Below are 18,086 nucleotides of genomic sequence, written 5' to 3'. Positions count from 1 at the left end.
CATGCGAGAGTAGGGAACTGCCAGGCATCAAATAAGTAAAAAAGCCCTTTGCATCCGCAAAGGGCTTTTTTACGTCTGGAGTTTGTACTGGCTTTCGATTATAAGCGATAAAATCATCCCAACATGCTGTATGTGATGCGGTAAACTACTAAAAGTTTAAATTAGTTAAGGCCGTAAAATGTCTATCCAGCATCCTTCCTTAAAAGCCGACAACACGCTTGGTCTCGATGTCAGCACACAAATGCGTATTGTTGCAAAATCCCCTGAAGATATTTTAAAAGCTTGGCAGGCAAGCCAAATCGAGCATTCTCCATTCCTTATTCTCGGTGAAGGAAGTAATGTACTTTTCATGGAAAATTTTGACGGGACAGTTGTACTCAATCGAATCAAGGGGATCGAGATTCGCGAGGAAACTGAAAGTTGGAAGCTACATGTAGGAGCTGGAGAGAATTGGCATCGCCTGGTCCAAATTACCTTGGAAAAAGGTATTCCAGGCTTGGAAAACCTGGCTTTAATACCTGGAATGGTGGGTTCTTCGCCAATTCAAAATATTGGTGCCTATGGCCTCGAATTAAAAGATGTCTGTGAGTATGTCGATATACTCAATTTACGGACAGGAAAAACTGAAAGACTGCAGCAGAATGAATGCCAATTCGCTTATCGAGATAGTATCTTCAAACACCAATATCAGTTTGGGTATGCGATCATCGCTGTAGGATTCAAACTAAAAAAGAAATGGCAACCAATATTGTCATATGGTGATTTAAGGTCGTTAAACCCCGCTACAGTAACTGCATGGGAAGTCTATAACGCTGTTTGCAATATGCGACAAAGTAAACTGCCTAATCCTGCGGTAACGGGGAATGTAGGCAGTTTTTTTAAAAACCCTGTAGTTAGCTATGAGAAAGCTGCCACGCTAATATCATGCTTTCCTGATATACCTCATTATCCGCAAGCTTCGGGTGAGATTAAATTAGCAGCGGGTTGGTTAATTGACCAATGTCAGCTGAAAGGATTTCGCATTGGAGGAGCTGCGGTGCATGAGCAACAAGCATTAGTTTTAATCAATGCTGATAATGCTTCCCCACAAGATATTGTTACTCTGGCTAAAGTAGTGCGTGCTCAGGTTGGAAAAAAATTTGAAGTGTGGCTTGAGCCAGAAGTAAGGTTTATTCAAGCCCAAGGTGAATGCAATGCGGTTGAGGTAATATCATGAAAGATCACAGCGTTCCGCTCAAGCTGGTTGAAATATTATCTGATGGAGAATTTCATTCAGGTGAACAACTTGGTGAGCTGCTCGGCATGAGCCGGGCAGCTATTAATAAGCATTTTCAAACTCTAAAAGGCTGGGGCCTGGATATCTACACTGTAACCGGTAAAGGTTATAGCTTGCCGTCGCCAATGAAATTGTTAAATGAAGCAGAAATTATAGCTAAGTTGAAGAATCCTAACTTGGCCGTTATCCCTGTTATTGATTCGACTAATCAGTATTTATTGGATCGAATAAATGAACTTCAGTCGGGTGATGCTTGTATTGCTGAATATCAACAAGCGGGCCGTGGGCGACGTGGACGTCAATGGTTTTCTCCATTCGGCGCAAATTTATATATGTCAATGTACTGGCGGTTGGAGCAAGGCCCTGCTGCTGCGATGGGGCTTAGTTTAGTTATTGGCATAGTCATGGCTGAAACTTTGCAAGCTTTAGGCGCAGAAAAAGTAAGGGTTAAATGGCCAAACGATCTTTATCTTAATGATCGTAAACTTGCAGGTATATTGGTGGAGTTAACCGGAAAAACAGGCGATGCTGCGCAAATTGTTATAGGCGCTGGCATCAATTTAGCTATGCGTAGCGCTGAAGCGACTCAAATTAACCAAGGTTGGATTAATCTGCAAGAAGCGGATGTCAACATTGATCGAAATGAGCTCGCCGCTAAGCTTATAAACAGTTTACGTGAAGCATTGTCTGTATTTGAAGTCGATGGCCTAAAGCCCTTTATAACGCGTTGGGCAGCGCTGGATAATTTCATTAATCGCCCGGTGAAATTACTTATAGGTGAACGGGAAGTTCACGGTATTGCCCGAGGCGTTGATGATCAAGGTGGCTTATTGTTAGAGCAAGATGGCCAAATTAAATCTTGGATCGGTGGTGAAATTTCTTTAAGACCAAATTAAATAAAAGCCTGCTTAAAAGCAGGCATTTATATTTATAATTGCCAACACACTATTTTCTTAAGCGTACTTCGTCGACAGCATGGTTGCTACTTTTAGTCATTATTAGACTCGCCCGCTCGCGTGTTGGTAATATATTTTCTTTTAAATTCAACCAGTTGATCTCTTTCCATAAATTGCTGGCTATTTCGACCGCTTCATTTTCAGGTAATTGAGAATAGTGGTGAAAATAGGAGTCAGGATCGCTAAATGCTCCTTGGCGGAATTTCAAAAATCGATTGATATACCAATTTTTTAAAAGCTCTTCTTCGGCATCAACATAAATGGAAAAGTCCACAAAGTCAGATACAAATACGTGATGAGGATCGTGGGGATAATCCATGCCGCTTTGTAAAACGTTTAATCCTTCCAGGATAAGTATGTCAGGTTGGTGAACAATCTTGTCACCATCAGGAATGACATCATAAGTAAGATGAGAATAAACAGGTGCTGTTACCTGCCTCGCTCCTGATTTCAGGTCGGAGACAAAATTCACCAAGCGGTGCATATCATACGATTGTGGAAAACCTTTTTTCTTCATCAAACCACGCTCTTTGAGCACGGCATTAGGATGAAGAAATCCATCAGTAGTAATCAACTCCACCTTACGATGCTCTGGCCAGCGACTCAGGAGCGCTTGTAATACACGAGCTGTAGTACTTTTGCCCACCGCAACACTGCCAGCAATACTTATTATATAGGGAATCTTTTGCCCGTTAGTGCCTAAGAATTGTTCCAGCACAGCTTGACGACGCAAGTTCGAGCTGATGTAAAAATTTAGAAGGCGAGAAAGAGGCAAATAAATTTCAGCAACTTCTTCCAATGAAAGATCTTCATTGATTCCTTTTAATTGTGCGATTTCATCCTCTGATAAGGTCATTGGAACAGAATCGCGCAATGCAGCCCATTGCGTACGAGTGAACTGTAAGTAAGGCGTTGTGAGTTGTGTTGTTTTGTCCATAAGCATATCTGGCAGCAATTTTTCCACCAAGCATGATTTCCTGAGAGGCAACATCATAACGAAGATGGGGTGCTGTCTACTGTTTTAAGGTCGGGAACATTGGAATGGAGGGTATCACCAGTATGGCTTTTGAAAGAAGCAAAAAGATATTTGCGTTACTGCTTTCGCAAGCGAGACCGCATTTTTGCTGTAACTGTAGTGAGTTGACTTGATTGAGAAACATAAAGGTGGGTAGGTAAAAGAGATGATTGGCGGTAGTGCACATCAGGGTCATTCACAACATTCGTTATCCAGCCGCTATATGTTGTGTTTGGTTGATGGTGAATCATGTAATACGAGCGCTATATAGAGATAAAATTCTCATACTGACTTTTCTTTAACCTAACCGTACCAAAAAAGGCAGCATTAGAGCAGTACTACAAAGGTGTAAGAGGCAAATCTTCATTGTTTTTCATCTGCCAGGAGGGCTAGCGAAATTCTTTTATAGAAAATGATGAGCTTCAAATCTAAAAACACGTACTGCACTTTTGATTATTCTATGGAAAAGACAACGTAATCGAGCAATTTTTCTTCAAAATTAGCCTGATTTGCTTTGATTCGCACAAATAGTAAGCGAAAGAACAAAAATAGCGTTTTTTTTGTTGCATCAAACCGCCGACCTTCCTAGAATGCGCGTCACTTGATGCCGGCTTAGCTCAGTTGGTAGAGCAACTGACTTGTAATCAGTAGGTCACCAGTTCGATTCCGGTAGCCGGCACCATCAAGTAGGTGGGATTCCCGAGCGGCCAAAGGGAGCAGACTGTAAATCTGCCGTCACAGACTTCGAAGGTTCGAATCCTTCTCCCACCACCATTTCAACCCTCGGGTTGAGAACTGATAAACAATCAGTTTATCTGTCAGGTGAGTCACTTCTTCTCACCCTGAATTCAGATTGTGCATTAGCGCAGTCAAAGCCAGTCAGCAACGCTGACAGGCTAAGAATAGTAGGGGGACTTCTCTTACTATTCACAAGCTACAGAAAGAACAGGTAGCCGAGTTCCAGGATGCGGGCATCGTATAATGGCTATTACCTCAGCCTTCCAAGCTGATGATGCGGGTTCGATTCCCGCTGCCCGCTCCAGATGTGCTGATATGGCTCAGTTGGTAGAGCGCACCCTTGGTAAGGGTGAGGTCCCCAGTTCGACTCTGGGTATCAGCACCACTTCCTTTATCTCCCTCCTGATTTTCTCTCTGTAATTCCTTGCAGTCAGGCACTGCCTGGTTAATGTCATGATATCTTTGATATATCCGTGTCTTAGAGGGACAAACGATGGCTAAAGAACAATTTCAACGTAATAAACTGCACGTAAACGTGGGCACCATCGGTCACGTTGACCACGGTAAAACCACTCTGACTGCAGCAATCACTACCGTTCTGGCTAAAACCAGCGGTGGTCAGGCTCGTGCATTCGATCAAATCGATAGCACTCCAGAAGAGAAAGCGCGCGGGATCACCATCAACACCGCTCACGTTGAGTATGAAACCGCTACTCGTCACTACGCACACGTTGACTGCCCAGGCCACGCCGATTATGTAAAAAACATGATCACCGGTGCTGCGCAGATGGATGGCGCGATCCTGGTTGTTGCTGCGACTGACGGCCCAATGCCTCAGACCCGTGAGCACATCCTGCTGGGTCGTCAGGTTGGCGTTCCTTACATCATCGTGTTCCTGAACAAGTGCGACATGGTTGATGATGAAGAGCTGCTGGAACTGGTTGAGATGGAAGTCCGTGATCTGCTGACTCAGTATGATTTCCCAGGCGACGATACTCCAATCGTTCGTGGTTCTGCTCTGAAAGCGCTGCAAGGCGAAGCTGAGTGGGAAGCGAAAATCACTGAGCTGGCTGGATACCTGGATACTTATATCCCAGATCCAACGCGTGCAATTGACAAGCCGTTCCTGCTGCCAATCGAAGACGTATTCTCAATCTCTGGCCGTGGTACTGTTGTTACCGGTCGTGTTGAGCGCGGCATCGTTAAAGTCGGCGACGAAGTTGAAATCGTTGGTATCAAAGATACCGTGAAATCAACCTGTACCGGCGTTGAAATGTTCCGCAAACTGCTGGATCAGGGTCAGGCTGGCGAAAACTGTGGTGTTCTGCTGCGCGGTATCAAGCGTGAAGACATCCAGCGTGGACAGGTTCTGGCTAAGCCAGGCTCAATCAAGCCACACACCCAGTTCGAATCAGAAGTTTATATTCTGTCGAAAGACGAAGGCGGCCGTCATACTCCGTTCTTCAAAGGCTACCGTCCACAGTTCTACTTCCGTACAACTGACGTGACTGGCTCAGTAGAGCTGCCAGAAGGCGTTGAGATGGTAATGCCGGGCGACAACATCAAAATGATTGTTACCCTGATTCACCCAATCGCTATGGACGACGGTCTGCGCTTCGCAATCCGTGAAGGCGGCCGTACCGTTGGTGCGGGCGTTGTTGCCAAAGTTATCGCATAATTATCGATAACATTTGACGCAATGCACACGAAAAGGGCATCATTTGATGCCCTTTTTGCACGCTGTCTCATAGAACCTGGCTCATCAGTGATTTTCAACCATAATCATTGTTGAGACAGGCTCTGTTATGCGGCGTTGGATGCCGAGTTACGCCCCAAAAGCTCATTCGGTTTGGATGCCTCGCACTGCGGGGCAGAATAGTTTCTGAATTATTGTGGCAGGTTGGTTTATGAGTGCGAATACCGAAGCTCAAGGGAGCGGGCGCGGCCTGGAAGCGGTAAAGTGGCTGGTCGTAGCAGTGTTGTTACTCGCGGCAATTGTGGGTAATTATTACTTTCGCGATGTGACATTACCTCTGCGTGCGCTAGCTGTGGTCGTGCTGATCGCAGCGGCTGGCGGCATAGCGCTTTTAACGATAAAAGGCAAAGCGACCGTGGCTTTTGCACGTGAAGCAAGAACCGAAATGCGTAAGGTCATTTGGCCGACTCGCCAGGAAACGCTGCACACCACGTTAATCGTTGCCGCGGTTACCGCCGTGATGTCACTGATTTTGTGGGGGCTAGATGGTATTCTGGTCCGTCTGGTATCGTTTATCACTGGCCTGAGGTTCTGAGATGTCTGAAGCTCCAAAAAAACGCTGGTACGTCGTGCAGGCGTTTTCCGGTTTTGAAGGCCGCGTAGCGCAATCACTACGTGAGCACATCAAATTGCACAACATGGAAGAACTGTTTGGCGATGTTATGGTTCCAACTGAAGAAGTGGTTGAGATCCGTGGCGGTCAGCGTCGTAAAAGCGAGCGCAAGTTTTTCCCGGGTTACGTTCTGGTACAGATGGTCATGAATGACGCTAGTTGGCACCTCGTACGCAGCGTTCCTCGCGTAATGGGGTTCATCGGTGGTACATCTGACCGCCCAGCGCCAATAAGCGACAAAGAAGTCGACGCGATTATGAACCGCCTGCAGCAGGTTGGAGATAAGCCGCGTCCTAAAACGATGTTCGAGCCAGGCGAAATGGTCCGTGTTAGTGATGGTCCGTTTGCTGACTTTAATGGTGTAGTGGAAGAGGTGGATTACGAGAAGAGCCGCCTGAAAGTGTCCGTTTCAATATTTGGACGTGCTACCCCTGTCGAACTCGACTTTGGTCAGGTAGAAAAAGGCTAACTTTTTCTGCTCACAATTTAGCTATTGCAGCAGGCGCGAAATTTCACTACAATTTCGCGCCTTTTGTTTTTATGCGCTCTTGCTAGCGTATAAATCGTTATCACGGGGAGCCTGTCTATTCAGGCGCTAAAACCCAATTGAGGAAATATCATGGCTAAGAAAGTACAAGCCTACGTCAAGCTGCAGGTTGCAGCTGGTATGGCGAACCCAAGTCCACCGGTTGGTCCAGCTCTGGGTCAGCAGGGTGTTAACATCATGGAATTCTGTAAAGCGTTCAACGCTAAGACCGAATCTTTAGAGAAAGGTCTGCCGACTCCTGTTGTTATCACTGTATACAGCGACCGTTCTTTCACCTTCGTTACTAAAACGCCTCCAGCCGCCGTTCTGCTGAAAAAAGCAGCAGGCATCAAATCTGGTTCTGGTAAGCCGAATAAAGACAAAGTCGGTAAAGTAACGCGTACTCAGGTACGTGAAATCGCAGAAACCAAAGCTGCGGACATGACTGGTTCTGACGTTGAAGCGATGACTCGCTCCATCGAAGGTACTGCTCGTTCCATGGGCCTGGTAGTAGAGGATTAAGAAATGGCTAAGCTGACCAAGCGCATGAGCGTGATCCGCGACAAAGTGGACGCGACTAAACAGTATGACATCGCTGAAGCCGTTGCTCTGCTGAAAGAACTGGCTACTGCTAAATTCGTAGAAAGCGTTGACGTTGCTGTTAACCTCGGCATCGACGCTCGTAAATCTGATCAGAACGTACGTGGCGCAACTGTGCTGCCGCACGGTACTGGCCGTTCAGTACGCGTTGCTGTATTTGCCCAAGGCGCAAATGCAGAAGCTGCTAAAGCAGCTGGCGCTGAGCTGGTAGGTATGGAAGATCTGGCTGATCAGATCAAAAAAGGCGAAATGAACTTTGACGTTGTTATTGCATCTCCAGATGCAATGCGCGTTGTTGGCCAGTTAGGCCAGGTTCTGGGCCCACGTGGTCTGATGCCAAACCCTAAAGTTGGTACTGTAACGCCTAACGTTGCTGAAGCAGTTAAAAATGCTAAAGCGGGTCAGGTTCGTTATCGTAACGACAAAAACGGCATCATCCATACCACCATCGGTAAAGTGGATTTTGACGCTGACAAATTGAAAGAAAACCTGGAATCTCTGCTGGTTGCGCTGAAAAAAGCAAAACCATCACAGGCGAAAGGCGTGTACATCAAGAAAGTCAGCCTCTCCACCACCATGGGTGCTGGTCTTGCCGTTGATCAGGCTGGTCTGAGCGCAACAGCAAACTAATTGCTGCTTGAAACGGGCGAAAAATTCACCTAGAATCTTACGCCCGTTATGCGTATACGCATGCCAAAGTATTTAGGTTGGAGCCAGGCCTTATCCTGGCCTCCGTCCAAGACCGCAGGAGCTGCACATTTTCGGATGTAACGCTTAATCCCCTGCGTAGACGGTGACAGAACCAAAAGAATTTTTTCTTAGCTGGATTCTGCTCACCGTGTAATAGCGCTTATTTTCCCTCGGGATAAGTAAGTGAAGTGAGTTCCGGGGAAATCCTTCCCCGGTCAAATCCAGGAGCTAAAGCTAATGGCATTAAATCTTCAAGACAAACAAGCGATTGTTGCTGAAGTCAGCGAAGTAGCCAAAGGTGCGCTTTCAGCGGTTGTTGCGGATTCTCGTGGCGTTACCGTTGATAAAATGACCGAACTGCGTAAAGCAGGTCGTGAAGCTGGCGTTTACATGCGTGTTGTCCGCAACACCTTGCTGCGCCGCGTCGTTGAGGGTACTCAGTTTGAGTGCCTGAAAGACACGTTTGTTGGTCCGACCCTGATTGCATATTCTATGGAACACCCGGGCGCTGCTGCTCGTCTGTTCAAAGATTTCGCGAAAGCGAATGCAAAATTTGAGGTCAAAGCTGCGGCCTTTGAAGGTGAGCTGATCACGGCGGCTGATATTGACCGTCTGGCAACTCTGCCGACCTACGAAGAAGCATTGGCACGTCTGATGTCGACCATGAAAGAAGCCGCTGCAGGCAAATTGGTCCGCACTCTGGCTGCTGTTCGCGATGCAAAAGAAGCGGCTTAAGGCCAAATTCTTTTTCTTCGTACTTGCTAACGTATAAACTTTTTCTGATTCTTAGGAACAATACACATGTCTATCACTAAAGACCAAATTCTGGAAGCTGTTGCAGCTATGTCCGTAATGGAAGTAGTTGAGCTGGTTTCTGCTATGGAAGAAAAATTCGGCGTTTCTGCTGCTGCTGCTGTAGCTGTTGCTGCTGGCCCAGCTGAAGCTGTTGAAGAGAAAACTGAATTCGACGTCGTACTGAAAGCTGTTGGCGCGAACAAAGTTGCAGTAATCAAAGCCGTTCGTAGCGCAACTGGTCTGGGCCTGAAAGAAGCCAAAGATCTGGTTGAAGCAACTGGCGTGATCAAAGAAGGCATCAGCAAAGATGACGCAGCTGCACTTGAAGCTGCTCTGAAAGAAGCTGGCGCTGAAGTTGAAGTTAAGTAAGACAACCTTAGGGTTGCAGTCTGAGTAGTTTCAGACTGATGGCTGGTGACTTTATGGTCACCAGCCTTTTTGCGCTACAGGGCCTCAATGGGGTTTCACACTGTTTGTCCATTGTTGCTCTTCAATATCTTTCTCTATCGACGACTTGATATACCGCTTTTCTGTGAGGGTTCCCTGCCCACACTAAAGCGATGAAATGATTTAAGAGTGATAGAAAGAGGTATTGCACATACTGCCGCGCAGTCTGTGAATCAAACAAAATCGTGTTGCATGAACTGTCCTTTCAGGACGGACAGCGTGGGTCGACTTGTCAGCTAGCTGAGGAACCCTATGGTTTACTCCTATACCGAGAAAAAACGTATTCGTAAGGATTTTGGTAAACGTCCACAAGTTTTGGACATACCTTATCTCCTTTCCATCCAGCTTGATTCGTTCCAGAAGTTTATCGAGCAAGATCCAGAAGGTCAGTACGGACTGGAAGCTGCATTCCGTTCCGTCTTCCCTATCGCGAGCTACAGCGGCAATTCAGAATTGCAGTATGTGAGCTATCGTCTGGGTGAACCTGTCTTTGACGTGAAAGAGTGTCAGATCCGTGGCGTGACCTACTCGGCACCGCTGCGCGTGAAACTGCGTCTGGTGATCTATGAGCGCGAAGCGCCAGAAGGCACCGTAAAAGACATTAAAGAACAAGAAGTCTACATGGGCGAAATTCCGCTCATGACCGACAACGGTACCTTTGTTATCAACGGTACTGAGCGTGTTATCGTTTCTCAGCTGCACCGTAGTCCTGGCGTGTTCTTCGACAGCGATAAGGGTAAAACCCACTCTTCGGGTAAAGTGCTGTACAACGCACGCATTATTCCTTATCGCGGTTCATGGCTCGATTTTGAGTTCGACCCGAAAGACAACCTTTTTGTCCGTATTGACCGTCGTCGTAAGCTGCCGGCCACTATCATTCTGCGCGCACTGCAATACACCACTGCACAAGTTCTCGATATCTTCTTCGAGAAAGTGGTGTTTGAAATCCGTGATAACAAGCTGCAGATGGAATTGGTGCCTGAGCGCCTGCGCGGTGAAACCGCCACCTTCGATATCGAAGCAAACGGCACGGTATACGTTGAGAAAGCGCGTCGCATCACTGCTCGCCACATTCGTCAGCTGGAAAAAGATGGCATTCAGCACATCGAAGTACCGGTTGAATACATTGCGGGCAAAGTGGTCTCTAAAGATTATATCGATGAGAGCACAGGTGAACTGATCATTGCTGCCAACATGGAGCTGTCGCTGGATCTGCTGGCTAAATTGAGCCAAGCCGGTCACAAGCGCATTGAAACGCTGTTCACTAACGACTTGGATCACGGCCCTTATATCTCCGAGACCCTGCGTGTTGACCCAACCAGCGATCGTCTGAGCGCACTGGTTGAGATCTACCGCATGATGCGTCCTGGTGAGCCGCCAACGCGTGAAGCCGCAGAGAACTTGTTTGAGAACTTGTTCTTCTCTGAAGATCGTTACGATCTCTCTGCTGTAGGCCGTATGAAGTTCAACCGTTCATTGCTGCGTGATGAAATCGAAGGCTCAGGTATTCTGAGCAAAGAAGACATCATCGAAGTTATGAAGAAACTGATCGATATCCGTAACGGTAAAGGCGAAGTGGACGATATCGACCACCTCGGTAACCGTCGTATTCGTTCAGTCGGTGAAATGGCTGAGAACCAGTTCCGTGTTGGTCTGGTACGTGTTGAGCGTGCAGTGAAAGAGCGTCTTTCTCTGGGCGACCTTGATACGTTGATGCCTCAGGACATGATCAACGCCAAGCCGATTTCGGCGGCGGTGAAAGAGTTCTTCGGTTCGAGCCAGCTGTCACAGTTTATGGATCAGAACAATCCGTTGTCAGAGATCACGCATAAGCGTCGTATTTCTGCTCTCGGTCCGGGCGGTTTGACGCGTGAGCGTGCCGGCTTTGAAGTGCGTGACGTACACCCAACGCACTACGGTCGTGTTTGCCCAATCGAAACGCCGGAAGGTCCAAACATCGGTCTGATCAACTCCTTGTCTGTTTATGCACAGACCAATGAGTATGGCTTCCTGGAAACCCCGTATCGTCGTGTTATCGACAGTGTGGTTTCTGATGAAATTCATTACCTCTCTGCAATTGAAGAGGGTAACTACGTTATCGCTCAGGCGAACGCCGAACTTGATGAAAACGGTGCGTTTGTTGATGACCTGGTAACTTGCCGTAGCAAAGGCGAATCAAGCTTGTTCAGCCGCGATCAGGTTGACTACATGGACGTTTCCACCCAGCAGGTGGTTTCTGTCGGTGCGTCACTGATCCCGTTCCTGGAACACGATGACGCCAACCGCGCCTTGATGGGTGCGAACATGCAACGTCAGGCCGTTCCAACTCTGCGTGCTGATAAGCCGCTGGTTGGTACAGGTATGGAGCGCGCAGTTGCGGTTGACTCCGGTGTTACCGCCGTAGCGAAACGTGGTGGTACTGTTCAGTACGTTGATGCTTCTCGTATCGTTATCAAAGTTAACGAAGACGAAATGCATGCGGGCGAAGCCGGTATCGACATTTACAACCTGACTAAATACACCCGTTCTAACCAGAACACCTGCATCAACCAGATGCCTTGCGTGTCCCTGGATGAGCCGGTTGAGCGCGGCGACGTGTTGGCAGATGGTCCGTCCACCGATCTCGGTGAACTGGCACTGGGCCAGAACATGCGCGTAGCGTTCATGCCGTGGAACGGTTACAACTTCGAAGACTCCATCTTAGTCTCCGAGCGTGTTGTTCAGGAAGATCGCTTCACCACCATTCATATCCAGGAGCTGGCGTGTGTGTCTCGTGACACCAAGCTGGGGCCAGAAGAAATCACGGCTGATATCCCGAACGTGGGTGAAGCTGCGCTTTCTAAACTGGATGAGTCCGGCATCGTTTATATCGGTGCAGAAGTGACTGGTGGTGACATTCTGGTCGGTAAAGTGACGCCTAAAGGCGAAACTCAGCTGACTCCAGAAGAAAAACTGCTGCGTGCCATCTTCGGTGAAAAAGCGTCTGACGTGAAAGATTCGTCACTGCGCGTACCGAACGGTGTTTCGGGCACGGTTATTGACGTTCAGGTCTTTACCCGCGATGGCGTGGAAAAAGACAAGCGTGCGCTGGAAATCGAAGAGATGCAGCTGAAGCAGGCCAAGAAAGACCTGTCTGAAGAACTGAAGATCTTCGAAGCTGGCCTGTTCAGCCGTATTCAAGCGGTACTGATTTCTGGTGGCGTTGAAGCGGATAAGTTGGACAAACTGCCTCGTGAGCGCTGGTTAGAACTCGGCCTGACTGATGAAGCTAAGCAAAACCAGCTGGAACAGCTGGCAGAGCAGTACGATGAGCTGAAGCACGAGTTTGAGAAAAAACTCGAAGGTAAGCGTCGTAAGATCACCCAAGGCGATGATTTGGCACCAGGCGTGTTGAAAATCGTTAAGGTTTATCTGGCTGTTAAACGTCAGATCCAACCGGGTGACAAGATGGCTGGTCGTCACGGTAACAAAGGTGTTATCTCCAAGATCAACCCGATCGAAGATATGCCTTACGATGAGAACGGCACGCCGGTCGACATCGTACTGAACCCGCTGGGCGTACCATCACGTATGAACATCGGTCAGATCCTTGAGACGCACTTAGGTATGGCGGCGAAAGGTATCGGCGAGAAGATCAACGCCATGCTGAAGAAGCAGGAAGAAGTCGCAAAACTGCGTGACTTTATCCAGCGTGCTTACGATCTGGGTAGCGACCTTCGTCAGACAGTTGATCTGAACACCTTCAGCGATGATGAAGTGCTGCGTTTGGCTGAGAACCTGAAAAAAGGTATGCCAATCGCGACGCCAGTGTTCGACGGCGCGAAAGAAAGCGAAATCAAAGAGCTGTTAGAGCTCGGTGGCTTGCCTTCTTCGGGTCAGATTACGCTGTTTGATGGTCGTACCGGTGAGCAGTTCGAACGTCAGGTAACCGTAGGTTATATGTACATGCTGAAACTCAACCACTTGGTTGATGACAAGATGCATGCGCGTTCTACCGGTTCCTATAGCCTGGTTACTCAGCAGCCGCTGGGTGGTAAGGCGCAGTTCGGTGGTCAGCGCTTCGGTGAGATGGAAGTGTGGGCGCTGGAAGCATACGGCGCTGCATATACCCTGCAGGAAATGCTTACCGTTAAGTCTGATGACGTGAACGGTCGTACTAAGATGTATAAAAACATCGTAGACGGCAATCATCAGATGGAACCGGGCATGCCAGAATCCTTCAACGTACTGTTGAAAGAGATTCGCTCGCTGGGTATCAACATTGAGCTGGAAGACGAGTAACCCTGAATTTTAAGCCGCAGCCCTCTGTGCAGCGGCTTAATACAGGGCTAAAGCGCTCGCAATTGTACTGGTTATGGGGCGTTCAATTTCGGTTGAACGCCCCTGAGAGTCTCACTCCGACGGGAGCTAATCCGTGAAAGACTTACTAAAGTTTCTAAAAGCGCAGACTAAAACCGAAGAGTTTAATGCGATCAAGATTGCGCTGGCTTCGCCAGACATGATCCGTTCATGGTCTTTCGGTGAAGTCAAAAAGCCGGAAACCATCAACTACCGTACCTTCAAGCCAGAGCGCGATGGTCTGTTCTGTGCCCGTATCTTTGGGCCAGTAAAAGACTACGAATGCCTGTGCGGGAAGTACAAGCGCCTGAAGCATCGCGGAGTGATCTGTGAGAAATGCGGCGTTGAAGTAACCCAAACTAAAGTGCGTCGTGAGCGCATGGGCCACATTGAACTGGCGTCGCCAACTGCGCACATCTGGTTCCTGAAGTCACTGCCATCACGTATTGGTTTGCTGCTGGATATGCCACTGCGCGATATCGAGCGCGTGCTCTATTTTGAATCTTACGTTGTTATCGAAGGTGGCATGACCAACCTCGAGAAACGTCAGATTCTGACTGAAGAGCAATACCTTGATGCGTTAGAAGAGTTCGGTGACGAATTCGACGCTAAAATGGGCGCCGAAGCGATTCAGGCCCTGTTGAAAAACATGGATCTGGAGCAAGAGTGCGAGCAGCTGCGTGAAGAGCTGAACGAAACCAACTCTGAAACCAAGCGTAAAAAACTGACCAAGCGTATCAAGCTGCTGGAAGCGTTCGTTCAGTCTGGTAACAAGCCAGAGTGGATGATCCTGACCGTGCTGCCTGTATTACCACCGGATTTGCGTCCGCTGGTACCGCTGGACGGCGGCCGCTTCGCGACTTCAGATCTGAACGATCTGTATCGCCGCGTGATCAACCGTAACAACCGTTTGAAACGTCTGCTGGATCTGGCTGCGCCAGACATCATCGTTCGTAACGAAAAACGTATGTTGCAGGAAGCCGTTGATGCATTGCTGGATAACGGTCGTCGCGGTCGTGCGATCACCGGTTCCAACAAGCGTCCGCTGAAATCGCTCGCTGACATGATCAAAGGTAAGCAGGGTCGTTTCCGTCAGAACCTGCTGGGTAAACGTGTCGACTACTCTGGTCGTTCGGTTATCACCGTAGGTCCATACCTGCGCCTGCATCAGTGCGGTCTGCCTAAGAAAATGGCACTTGAGCTGTTCAAACCGTTCATTTACGGCAAGTTGGAGCTGCGTGGCCTGGCCACCACCATCAAAGCCGCGAAGAAAATGGTTGAACGCGAAGAAGCGGTTGTCTGGGATATCCTTGACGAAGTGATCCGTGAGCACCCGGTTCTGCTGAACCGTGCGCCTACACTGCACCGTCTGGGTATTCAGGCCTTTGAACCGGTTCTGATCGAAGGTAAAGCGATCCAGCTGCACCCGCTGGTTTGTGCGGCCTATAACGCCGACTTCGATGGTGACCAGATGGCTGTTCACGTACCGCTGACGCTGGAAGCCCAGCTGGAAGCGCGTGCGCTGATGATGTCGACTAACAACATTCTGTCCCCAGCGAACGGCGAGCCAATCATCGTTCCTTCTCAGGACGTTGTTCTGGGTCTGTACTACATGACCCGCGACAAAGTGAATGCTAAAGGCGAAGGCATGGTGCTGACCGGCCCTAAAGAAGCTGAGCGTGTATACCGCGCTGGCTTGGCTGAGCTGCATGCACGCGTCAAAGTGCGTATTACTGAATACAGCAAAAACGAGCAAGAAGAATTCGTTGCGAAAACCAGCATCATCGACACCACCATTGGTCGTGCGATTCTGTGGATGATCGTACCGCAAGGTCTGCCTTACTCCATCGTCAACCAGGCGCTGGGTAAAAAAGCTATCTCTAAAATGCTGAACACCTGTTACCGCATTTTGGGCCTGAAGCCGACCGTTATCTTTGCTGACCAGACGATGTACACCGGTTTCGCATACGCTGCCCGTTCAGGCGCGTCTGTGGGTATCGACGACATGGTTATTCCAGCTAAGAAAGTGGAAATCATTGCCGAAGCAGAAGCTGAAGTTACTGAGATTCAGCAGCAGTTCCAGTCTGGTCTGGTTACCGCTGGCGAACGTTACAACAAAGTCATCGATATCTGGGCTGCCGCGAATGAGCGTGTAGCGAAGGCGATGATGGAAAACCTCTCTACTGAAACCGTGATTAACCGTGACGGCGTAGAAGAGAAACAGGTTTCCTTTAACAGCATCTTTATGATGGCCGACTCTGGTGCGCGTGGTTCTGCTGCACAGATTCGTCAGCTGGCCGGTATGCGTGGTCTGATGGCGAAACCAGATGGCTCCATCATTGAAACGCCAATTACTGCGAACTTCCGCGAAGGCTTGAACGTACTTCAGTACTTCATCTCGACGCACGGTGCACGTAAAGGTCTTGCGGATACCGCACTGAAAACAGCTAACTCCGGTTATCTGACGCGTCGTCTGGTTGACGTTGCGCAGGATTTGGTTGTTACAGAAGACGATTGTGGCACGCACGAAGGCATCATGATGACACCTGTCATCGAAGGTGGCGACGTTAAAGAGCCGCTGCGTGAACGTGTTCTTGGTCGTGTAACTGCTGAAGATGTATTGAAGCCTGGCACCGCAGATATTCTGGTTCCACGTAACACGCTGATGCATGAACACATCTGTGACCTGTTGGAAGAGAACTCTGTCGACAGCGTTAAAGTCCGTTCTGTAGTAGGTTGTGAAACCGATTTTGGTGTGTGTGCGCATTGCTATGGTCGCGACCTGGCACGTGGTCACATCATCAACAAAGGTGAAGCGATCGGTGTTATCGCTGCGCAGTCCATCGGTGAGCCGGGTACACAGCTGACAATGCGTACGTTCCACATCGGTGGTGCGGCATCGCGTGCGGCAGCTGAATCCAGCATTCAGGTGAAGAACAAAGGTACCATCAAGCTGACCAACGCTAAGTCGGTAACGAACTCTGCTGGCAAGCTGGTGATCACCTCGCGTAACGTCGAACTGAAAATGATCGACGAATTCGGACGCACCAAAGAAAGCTATAAAGTGCCTTACGGTGCTGCTATGGCGAAAGGTGACGGCGAGCAGGTTGCTGCAGGCGAAACTGTAGCGAACTGGGATCCGCATACCATGCCGGTTATCACGGAAGTGGGCGGTTATATTCGCTTCACTGACATGATCGATGGCCAAACCATCACGCGTCAGACAGATGACTTAACAGGTCTGTCATCGCTGGTGGTATTGGACAGCGCCGAGCGTACTGCTGGTGGTAAAGATCTGCGTCCTGCGCTGAAAATTGTTGATGCTAACGGTGATGATGTCTTGATCCCAGGCACCGACATGCCAGCTCAGTACTTCCTGCCGGGCAAAGCGATTGTTCAGCTGGAAGATGGCGTCAAGATCAGTGCGGGTGATACGCTGTCGCGTGTTCCGCAAGAATCTGGCGGTACTAAGGATATTACCGGTGGTCTGCCACGCGTTGCTGACTTGTTCGAAGCGCGTCGCCCGAAAGAGCCAGCTATCCTGGCGGAGATCAGCGGTATCATCTCCTTCGGTAAAGAGACAAAAGGCAAGCGTCGCTTAGTGATTACACCAGTCGACGGTAGCGAGCATTACGAAGAGATGATTCCGAAATGGCGTCAGCTGAACGTGTTCGAAGGTGAACGTGTTGAGCGTGGTGACGTGGTTTCCGATGGCCCAGAATCTCCACATGACATCCTGCGCTTGCGTGGCGTTCATGCGGTGACGCGTTACATCACTAACGAAGTGCAGGAAGTTTACCGTCTGCAAGGCGTTAAGATTAACGATAAGCACATCGAAGTCATCGTTCGTCAGATGCTGCGTAAAGCGACCATCCAGAGCGCGGGCAGTGCCGACTTCCTGGAAGGTGAGCAAGCAGAATTCTCTCGCATCAAGATCGCTAACCGCGAACTGGAAGCGAACGGAAAAGTTGCTGCAACCTTTATGCGTGACCTGCTGGGTATCACCAAAGCGTCACTGGCAACCGAATCGTTCATCTCTGCCGCATCGTTCCAGGAAACAACACGTGTCCTGACCGAAGCAGCCGTTGCGGGCAAACGCGACGAACTGCGTGGCCTGAAAGAGAACGTAATCGTGGGTCGTCTGATCCCAGCCGGTACCGGTTACGCTTATCATCAGGAGCGTACACGTCGCCGTCAGATTGGCGAAGTGCCGGCAGCACCGCAGGTCACTGCGGATGAAGCCTCAGCGAGCCTGGCTGAACTGTTGAACGCCGGTCTCGGCGGTAGCGACAACGATTAATCGTTAGCCGCATCATAAAAAACCCTGCCTCGGCAG

At 49.1% G+C, this 18,086-nt stretch carries 12 protein-coding genes and 4 tRNA genes; 15 read left to right on the top strand and 1 reads right to left on the bottom strand.

Annotated features, from left to right (window positions below):
- The first annotated feature begins 178 nt into the window (after nt 1-178).
- Both murB and birA read left to right on the top strand, forming a co-directional pair.
- Nucleotides 179-1,216 (top strand): UDP-N-acetylmuramate dehydrogenase, encoded by a 1,038-nt coding sequence (gene murB, locus SC127_RS01115; protein WP_332624902.1) that lies wholly within the window; start codon nt 179-181, stop codon nt 1,214-1,216.
- Entirely contained in the window at nt 1,213-2,172 is a 960-nt protein-coding gene (birA, locus tag SC127_RS01110; RefSeq protein ID WP_332624901.1) for a bifunctional biotin--[acetyl-CoA-carboxylase] ligase/biotin operon repressor BirA, read from the top strand. The genes murB and birA overlap by 4 nt, the downstream gene beginning before the upstream one ends.
- 49 nt (nt 2,173-2,221) lie before the next feature.
- On the opposite strand, the gene coaA is transcribed toward birA, so the two are convergent.
- Nucleotides 2,222-3,169, bottom strand: a complete 948-nt coding sequence (gene coaA / locus SC127_RS01105; RefSeq protein ID WP_332624903.1) for a type I pantothenate kinase — start codon at nt 3,167-3,169, stop codon at nt 2,222-2,224.
- 684 nt (nt 3,170-3,853) lie between these two features.
- Here coaA and SC127_RS01100 point away from each other — a divergent pair.
- The 13 genes from SC127_RS01100 (at nt 3,854) to rpoC (ending at nt 18,050) form a co-directional block, all read left to right on the top strand.
- Nucleotides 3,854-3,929 (top strand) — tRNA-Thr (locus SC127_RS01100).
- A gap of 7 nt (nt 3,930-3,936) precedes the next feature.
- Nucleotides 3,937-4,021: transfer RNA gene (locus SC127_RS01095), tRNA-Tyr, on the top strand.
- 193 nt (nt 4,022-4,214) lie between these two features.
- Nucleotides 4,215-4,289 (top strand) — tRNA-Gly (locus tag SC127_RS01090).
- 5 nt (nt 4,290-4,294) lie between these two features.
- Nucleotides 4,295-4,370, top strand: a tRNA-Thr gene (locus SC127_RS01085).
- A gap of 108 nt (nt 4,371-4,478) precedes the next feature.
- Entirely contained in the window at nt 4,479-5,663 is a 1,185-nt protein-coding gene (gene tuf, locus SC127_RS01080; protein ID WP_215847950.1) for an elongation factor Tu, read from the top strand.
- Nucleotides 5,664-5,892: 229 nt separating this feature from the next.
- Nucleotides 5,893-6,276 (top strand): preprotein translocase subunit SecE, encoded by a 384-nt coding sequence (gene secE, locus SC127_RS01075; protein ID WP_215847949.1) that lies wholly within the window; start codon nt 5,893-5,895, stop codon nt 6,274-6,276.
- Between the two features lies 1 nt (nt 6,277).
- On the top strand, nt 6,278-6,823 hold the full coding sequence (nusG, locus tag SC127_RS01070; protein ID WP_017803043.1) for a transcription termination/antitermination protein NusG: 546 nt from the start codon (nt 6,278-6,280) through the stop codon (nt 6,821-6,823).
- Nucleotides 6,824-6,973: 150 nt separating this feature from the next.
- Nucleotides 6,974-7,402 (top strand): 50S ribosomal protein L11, encoded by a 429-nt coding sequence (gene rplK / locus SC127_RS01065; RefSeq protein WP_215847947.1) that lies wholly within the window; start codon nt 6,974-6,976, stop codon nt 7,400-7,402.
- 3 nt (nt 7,403-7,405) lie between these two features.
- Entirely contained in the window at nt 7,406-8,110 is a 705-nt protein-coding gene (gene rplA / locus SC127_RS01060) for a 50S ribosomal protein L1 (protein ID WP_215847946.1), read from the top strand.
- Between the two features lie 297 nt (nt 8,111-8,407).
- Nucleotides 8,408-8,905, top strand: coding sequence for a 50S ribosomal protein L10 (rplJ, locus tag SC127_RS01055; RefSeq protein ID WP_215847945.1), 498 nt, complete (start codon nt 8,408-8,410; stop codon nt 8,903-8,905).
- A gap of 66 nt (nt 8,906-8,971) precedes the next feature.
- Nucleotides 8,972-9,334 carry a 50S ribosomal protein L7/L12 gene (rplL, locus tag SC127_RS01050; protein ID WP_215847944.1) on the top strand — a complete coding sequence of 121 codons (363 nt, stop codon included), beginning with the start codon at nt 8,972-8,974 and terminating at the stop codon, nt 9,332-9,334.
- A gap of 330 nt (nt 9,335-9,664) precedes the next feature.
- Entirely contained in the window at nt 9,665-13,693 is a 4,029-nt protein-coding gene (gene rpoB / locus SC127_RS01045) for a DNA-directed RNA polymerase subunit beta (protein ID WP_243080123.1), read from the top strand.
- A gap of 133 nt (nt 13,694-13,826) precedes the next feature.
- On the top strand, nt 13,827-18,050 hold the full coding sequence (rpoC, locus tag SC127_RS01040; protein ID WP_243080122.1) for a DNA-directed RNA polymerase subunit beta': 4,224 nt from the start codon (nt 13,827-13,829) through the stop codon (nt 18,048-18,050).
- Nucleotides 18,051-18,086 lie beyond the last annotated feature (36 nt).

The organism is Pantoea sp. T14, from assembly GCF_036663535.1.
Lineage (GTDB): Bacteria > Pseudomonadota > Gammaproteobacteria > Enterobacterales > Enterobacteriaceae > Pantoea > Pantoea phytostimulans.
The sequence above is the reverse complement of the archived record's forward strand: the minus strand, read 5'-3'. Positions and strand labels throughout refer to the sequence as shown.

Excerpts from the sequence above, each read along its gene's own strand:
- murB (WP_332624902.1), top strand. The coding sequence starts at position 179 with ATGTCTATCCAGCATCCTTCCTTAAAAGCCGACAACACGCTTGGTCTC.
- birA (WP_332624901.1), top strand. The coding sequence starts at position 1,213 with ATGAAAGATCACAGCGTTCCGCTCAAGCTGGTTGAAATATTATCTGAT.
- coaA (WP_332624903.1), bottom strand. The coding sequence starts at position 3,169 with ATGGACAAAACAACACAACTCACAACGCCTTACTTACAGTTCACTCGT.
- tuf (WP_215847950.1), top strand. The coding sequence starts at position 4,479 with ATGGCTAAAGAACAATTTCAACGTAATAAACTGCACGTAAACGTGGGC.
- secE (WP_215847949.1), top strand. The coding sequence starts at position 5,893 with ATGAGTGCGAATACCGAAGCTCAAGGGAGCGGGCGCGGCCTGGAAGCG.
- nusG (WP_017803043.1), top strand. The coding sequence starts at position 6,278 with ATGTCTGAAGCTCCAAAAAAACGCTGGTACGTCGTGCAGGCGTTTTCC.
- rplK (WP_215847947.1), top strand. The coding sequence starts at position 6,974 with ATGGCTAAGAAAGTACAAGCCTACGTCAAGCTGCAGGTTGCAGCTGGT.
- rplA (WP_215847946.1), top strand. The coding sequence starts at position 7,406 with ATGGCTAAGCTGACCAAGCGCATGAGCGTGATCCGCGACAAAGTGGAC.
- rplJ (WP_215847945.1), top strand. The coding sequence starts at position 8,408 with ATGGCATTAAATCTTCAAGACAAACAAGCGATTGTTGCTGAAGTCAGC.
- rplL (WP_215847944.1), top strand. The coding sequence starts at position 8,972 with ATGTCTATCACTAAAGACCAAATTCTGGAAGCTGTTGCAGCTATGTCC.
- rpoB (WP_243080123.1), top strand. The coding sequence starts at position 9,665 with ATGGTTTACTCCTATACCGAGAAAAAACGTATTCGTAAGGATTTTGGT.